This window comes from Methylobacterium bullatum (assembly GCF_014845095.1).
Lineage (GTDB): Bacteria > Pseudomonadota > Alphaproteobacteria > Rhizobiales > Beijerinckiaceae > Methylobacterium > Methylobacterium bullatum.
This window is the reverse complement of the sequence record NZ_NKUG01000065.1, coordinates 1-6,113: the sequence shown is the minus strand read 5'-3', so window position 1 is coordinate 6,113 and position 6,113 is coordinate 1. Positions and strand designations below refer to the sequence as shown.

4 protein-coding genes are annotated in these 6,113 nt (G+C 67.8%); 2 read left to right on the top strand and 2 right to left on the bottom strand.

The window, feature by feature from the left end:
• The first annotated feature begins 385 nt into the window (after positions 1-385).
• Together MBTS_RS09675 and adh are read left to right on the top strand one after the other, a co-directional pair.
• The gene (locus tag MBTS_RS09675) at positions 386-1,825 is read left to right on the top strand and encodes a serine hydrolase (RefSeq protein ID WP_238253756.1); all 1,440 of its coding nucleotides are present in this window, start codon (positions 386-388) and stop codon (positions 1,823-1,825) included.
• Positions 1,826-2,179: 354 nt separating this feature from the next.
• Positions 2,180-3,700 carry an aldehyde dehydrogenase gene (adh, locus tag MBTS_RS09670; RefSeq protein WP_056140443.1) on the top strand — a complete coding sequence of 507 codons (1,521 nt, stop codon included), beginning with the start codon at positions 2,180-2,182 and terminating at the stop codon, positions 3,698-3,700.
• A 76-nt stretch (positions 3,701-3,776) separates the two neighbouring features.
• Here the strand turns inward: adh and thrB are convergent, their stop codons facing one another.
• Entirely contained in the window at positions 3,777-4,742 is a 966-nt protein-coding gene (gene thrB / locus MBTS_RS09665; RefSeq protein WP_192215507.1) for a homoserine kinase, read from the bottom strand.
• 79 nt (positions 4,743-4,821) lie between these two features.
• Positions 4,822-5,817, bottom strand: coding sequence for a 4-hydroxy-3-methylbut-2-enyl diphosphate reductase (gene ispH, locus MBTS_RS09660; RefSeq protein WP_018045088.1), 996 nt, complete (start codon positions 5,815-5,817; stop codon positions 4,822-4,824).
• Positions 5,818-6,113 lie beyond the last annotated feature (296 nt).

Below are 6,113 nucleotides of genomic sequence, written 5' to 3'. Positions count from 1 at the left end.
GGCGGGGGCGGCCTTGGCGGGTGCCGGCGCCTTCTGCGGCGCCTGGGCGAAGCTGACCTGCGAGACCAGGGCGGAGGTACCAAAGGCGAGGGACGCAGCCAGCAGGGCGCGAGTGGTGCGGCTCATGGATGTCTCTTCCTGTTGCGTGGTTGGGGAAGGGCCGTCATCGGCGGAGCGGGTCCGGTCGTGACGGATGGCTTCGTCCGTCGGCACGAAGGCGGGCCATGTTGCCGAGCTTCAGGGCAAAACAGTGATCTCGGCGCCGATGCCGATCACGGTTTCGCGGGAATGCCGCCGATCTCGACCGGGGGTGGCACTCCCGCGCAACCACGCCACATTCCCGCGCAACCTTGGCAGGATCGCAGCCGACGGATCACCGCGCCTCATGCTTTCACGCTTCCTTTCCGGCGCTTGCGCCCTGTTGCTGCTGCTCGGCGCGGCGACTGCCCAGGACAGGGCGTCAGGCGCTCCCATGCAGGACGGGACCGGCGACTTCGCGCGCGAGGCCTCGGCCCTCATAGACTCGCACGCCAGGGGCGGTGTCTTCTCGGGTGCCGTGATCGTGGCGCGGGACGGCATCCCCCTGTTCCGCCGCGCCTACGGCATGGCCGACCGCGAATGGGCGATCCCCAACACGCCGGACACAATGTTCCGCATCGGCTCCATCACGAAGCAGTTCACCGCGGCGGCGATCCTGAAACTCGCCGAGGCCGGTTCCCTCTCCCTCGACGATCCCGCCATCCGCTACCTGCCCGAACTGCCGCCGGCCTGGGCGCCGATGACGATCCGGATGCTCCTCAACCACAGTTCCGGCCTGCCCAACGTCACCGCCCTGCCGGGCTACGCGACGCAGCTCGGGCGGATCGAGCGCTCGCCGATGGAGACGGTGGCCCTCCTCTACCGCGAGGATCTGCTCTTCCCGCCGGGGACCGGCCACGAATACAGCAATACCGGCTACATCCTCCTCGCCGGCCTGATCGAGCGGATCACCGGCCAGAGTTTCGCGCGCTACCTCAACGACGCCATCCTGGCGCCGGCCGGATTGGCCTCGACCTGGGACGCCGATCCGGGCGCCATCATCCCCCGGCGTGCCGCCGGCTACCGCCGCGTCTCGGGCGAATGGCGCCACGCCCTGCCCCTGGCGGCCAGCGCTCCGTCGGGTGCCGGCATGCTGGCCTCGACCCTCGACGATCTCGTCGCCTGGGACAGGGCGCTGTTCTCCGGCCGTGTCCTGTCGGAGGCGTCGCGCCGGGCCATGGTGACGGATTACGGCCACGGCTACGGCCTCGGTTTGTACATCGGCACGGCCTACGGGCACCGCCTGTGGTCGCATGGCGGTTTCATCAGCGGGTTCAGCGCGATCAAGGATTCCTACCCCGATCTCGGCCTCACCATCGTGGTGCTCGGCAATTCCGAGATCGTGCCGGCCCAGGCCCTCTCGCGACAACTCGCGGCCCTCTATCTCGGCGAGCCCGCGCGCACCGAGATCAGCGTCGGCCAGACCGTTCTCGACCGCTATGTCGGCTTTTACCGGACGGGCCCGCGCTCGGTCCTGGGCGTCACCCGCGACGGCGACCGCCTCACGGCGCAGGCGCTCGGTCAAGGATCGACCGAGTCCCGCATCACCCTCGTCGCCGAGAGCGACAGGGCCTTCGTGGCGGAGAACGGCGCGATCCGCGTGGCTTTCGACATCGAACCGGACGGACGCGCCACGGGCGTGATGATCCACCGCGACGGCACCGAACGGGCCGGTCCCAGGATCGACCGGGCCATCGCCCGGCGGATCACCGCCCGGCGCTTCACCCGGCTGCCGTCGGGACGGTGAGTGTCTTGCCGAGCCTGTTTGGGTTGTTCGTCCAAGGCTTTACCTCATCCTGAGGTGATCTGATCGGATGATCGATTTTGGCAGAACTCCCGCTGCGGATCCGCACTCCCGGAGATAACCGCCGGTGATCGAGAGTTTTGCGAGGCCTTCCAAATCGCCTGCCCACGGCATCGCCAGACCGCCGCAGAGGGGTTAGACTGCCTTCAGCGCGTAGCTCCCCGCCATAGAAGCGGGACCACGCGCCGACCCGCTCGATGCCGTCGATCCGAGCCGGTTAGGCCAAAAGTCTATCTTGATTTGGCAATCCGCCCGGCTTCTGCTGGCGCACACAAGAACAACACGGAGGAAACGCACATGAACAAGCCCGAATTCCTGTCGTCAGGTACCAAGGCGCCGTTCTCGGCCCGTTACGAGAACTTCATTGGCGGCCAGTGGGTCGCCCCCGTCGCCGGCCGGTATTTCGAGAACACTTCGCCGGTCACCGGCCGCGTCATCTGCGAGGTCGCCCGTTCGGATGCGCAGGACGTGGAGAAGGCCCTCGATGCGGCCCATGCCGCCAAGGAGGCCTGGGGCCGGACCGCGCCGGGCGAGCGCGCCCTCATCCTCAACCGCATCGCCGACCGGATGGAGGAGAATCTCGACCTGATCGCCCTCGCCGAGACCTGGGACAACGGCAAGCCGATCCGCGAGACGACCAACGCCGACATCCCGCTGGCCATCGACCATTTCCGCTACTTCGCCGGCTGCGTCCGCGCGCAGGAAGGCTCGATCTCCGAGATCGACCACGACACCGTCGCCTACCATTTCCACGAGCCGCTCGGCGTCGTCGGCCAGATCATCCCGTGGAACTTTCCGATCCTGATGGCAGTGTGGAAGCTGGCGCCCGCGCTCGCCGCCGGCAATTGCGTGGTGCTCAAGCCGGCCGAGCAGACTCCGGCCTCGATCCTCGTGGTCGCCGAGCTCATCGCCGACCTGCTGCCGCCCGGCACCCTCAACATCGTCAACGGCTTCGGCCTGGAATGCGGCAAGCCGCTCGCCTCCTCGCCCCGCATCGCCAAGATCGCCTTCACCGGCGAGACGACGACGGGCCGCCTCATCATGCAATACGCCTCGCAGAACCTCATCCCGGTGACGCTGGAGCTCGGCGGCAAGTCGCCGAACATCTTCTTCGCCGATGTGGCCAACGAGGATGACGACTTCTTCGACAAGGCCCTCGAAGGCTTCACCATGTTCGCCCTCAACCAGGGCGAGGTCTGCACCTGCCCGAGCCGCGCGCTGGTGCACGAATCGATCTACGACCGCTTCATGGAGCGGGCGATCAAGCGCGTCGAGGCGATCACCCAGGGCTCGCCCCTCGACCCCGCCACGATGATCGGCGCGCAGGCCTCCTCCGAGCAGTTGGAGAAGATCTTGTCCTACGTCGATATCGGCCGCCAGGAGGGCGCCGAATGCCTCACCGGCGGTGAGCGCAACGTGAAGGACGGCGAGTTCGCGGAAGGCTTCTACATGAAGCCCACCGTGTTCAAGGGCCACAACAAGATGCGGATCTTCCAAGAGGAGATCTTCGGCCCCGTCCTCTCGGTCACCACCTTCAAGGACGATGCCGACGCGCTCTCCATCGCCAACGACACCCTCTACGGCCTCGGCGCCGGTGTCTGGACCCGCGACGGAACCCGCGCCTACCGCTTCGGCCGCGCGATCCAGGCCGGCCGCGTCTGGACCAACTGCTACCATGCCTACCCGGCCCATGCGGCCTTCGGCGGCTACAAGCAGTCCGGCATCGGCCGCGAGAACCACAAGATGATGCTCGACCATTACCAGCAGACCAAGAACATGCTGGTCAGCTACTCGGCCAAGAAGCTCGGCTTCTTCTAGGCCTTCACGAACGAGACCACCTTGCCCCGGCCGGAAACGGCCGGGGCTTTTTCATGCCCTGATCTCTGCGAAGACGCTATTCGCGCCAGCCGTAATCCCGCGCATGGGCGGCCGCCCGGTGGAACACCAGCCGGCGGTCGTATTCGAGCGGGTCCTTCGGCTGGACCAGGGCGCCGGGGGGCACGTTGAGCCAGTCGACGAGGCGGGTCAGCATGAAGCGCAGGGCGGCACCCCGACACAGGATCGGCAGCGCCGCGACCTCGTCGTCCTGCAGGCGCCGCACGGATTGGTAGCCGGCGATCATCGCCTCGCCCTTGTCGGGGAAGAACCTGCCGTCGGGCTCGAAGCACCAGGCATTGAGGCAGATGGCGAGGTCGTAGGCGAAGGCGTCGGTGCAGGCGAAGTAGAAATCGATCAGGCCCGACAGGTCGTCGCCGATGAAGAACACGTTGTCGGTGAAGAGGTCGGCATGGATCACGCCGGAGGGCAGGCCGCGCGGCCAGACGGCCCGGAGCACCGCGAGGTCGCCGCGCACGCGCTCGGTCAGACCCTCGGACACGGTGTCGGCGGCGGGGCCGGCAGCCTCGAACAGCGGCTCCCAGGATTCCACCGAGAGGTTGTTGGCGCGGGTCATGCCGAAATCGCTGCCCGCCCGGTGCAGCCCGGCGAGAGCGACGCCGAGAGCCCGGCAATGGTCGACCGTCGGGCGCTTGACCGAGACGCCGTCGAGGAAGGTCACGATCACCGCCGGCCGGCCGCAGAGTTCGCCGAGCGCCACGCCGTCGCGCTTCGCGATGGGCTGCGGGCAGGCGAGGCCACGGGCGGCCAGATGCTGCATCAGGTTGAGGAAGAACGGCAGGTCGCCGGCATTCACCCGCTTCTCGTAGAGGGTGAGGATGTAGGAGCCGGCGGTGGTGTGCAGGAAGAAGTTGGTGTTCTCGACGCCCTCGGCGATGCCCTTGTAGGAGAGCAGCGTGCCGATCTCGTATTGGGCGAGGAAGGCGGTCAGCGCCTCGTCGGAGACCTCGGTATAGACGGCCACGGGCTTCGCTGACGTTGGAGGGCAGACATGAGAAGGGGCGCCCTCCGGCGCCCCCAGCGAGGAAAACGGGCGATGCGACCTACTCGGCGGCTTCGCTGCGCAATTCGCGCGGCAGCGGGAAGGACATGTCCTCCACCACCGTGGAGACCGTGTCGACGGTGACGTCGTAGCGGGCGGCGAAGGCGTCGATGATCTCCTCCACCAGCACCTCGGGCGCCGAGGCGCCGGCGGTGAGGCCGAGCTTGCGGATGCCCTCGAAGGCCGGCCAGTCGATCTCCTCGGCGCGGAGCACGAGGCGGGTGATCGGGCAGCCGACGCGCTCGGCGACCTCGCGCAGGCGCTGCGAGTTCGAGGAGTTCGAGGAGCCGACGACGATCACCGCATCCACCAGCGGGGCCACCTGCTTCACCGCTTCCTGGCGATTGGTGGTGGCGTAGCAGATGTCGTCCTTGTGCGGCCCGGTGATGGTCGGGAACTTCTGCTTCAGGGCGGCGACGATATGGCGGGTGTCGTCCACCGACAGGGTCGTCTGCGTGACCCAGGCGAGGTTGTCGCGGTTGTCCGGCTCCAGGGCGGCGATCTGCTCCAGATCCTCCACCAGGGTGATCGAGCCCTTGGGCAGCTGCCCCATGGTGCCGACCACTTCCGGATGGCCGGAATGGCCGACCAGGAGCACGTGGCGGCCGCGCTTGTGGTGGATCTCCGCCTCGCGGTGGACCTTGGTCACCAGCGGGCAGGTGGCGTCGATGGTGACGAGGCCGCGATTGTCCGCATTGGCCGGCACCGTCTTGGCGACGCCGTGGGCCGAGAAGATCACCGGGGCGTTGCCGTCCGGCACTTCGTCGAGCTCGCGCACGAACACCGCGCCTTTGCGCTTCAGGCTCTCGACCACGTATTTGTTGTGGACGATCTCGTGACGCACGTAGACCGGAGGTCCGTAGATCGCCAGCGCCCGCTCCACCACGTCGATGGCACGGACCACGCCGGCGCAGAAGCCCCGTGGCGCGCAGAGCAGGATCTCCAGCGGCGGCTTGGCCGAACCGTCGGGAAAGGTCTTCGAAAGAGGATCGCTCATGATAGCCGGGATGTGGCGAGGCGAGGCCGCCCCTGTCAACCTCCTATAGCGCATAATGCGCCGCGGTGTCAGGGCGGACGGGGCACACCTGCCATCCCCATCGCTTCCGTCGCGGGCCCCGCCCCCGCCGGCTGACGTTCCGGGAACGCCGCACCGCCGTCGAAGACGAATCACGAACGTGGCAAGCTCTCCCTATCCCACCGTCTCCCCCGCTCCCGCCCACGGCCTCCGCGATAGACCTGCCGTCCCCGTCTCCGGCTATCAGTCACTCTCGCCGGACGCGGTGCGCGGCATTG

What these genes read in the sequence shown, in the direction of transcription:
- MBTS_RS09675 (WP_238253756.1), top strand. Translation starts at nt 386, where the DNA reads ATGCTTTCACGCTTCCTTTCCGGCGCTTGCGCCCTGTTGCTGCTGCTC.
- adh (WP_056140443.1), top strand. Translation starts at nt 2,180, where the DNA reads ATGAACAAGCCCGAATTCCTGTCGTCAGGTACCAAGGCGCCGTTCTCG.
- ispH (WP_018045088.1), bottom strand. Translation starts at nt 5,817, where the DNA reads ATGAGCGATCCTCTTTCGAAGACCTTTCCCGACGGTTCGGCCAAGCCG.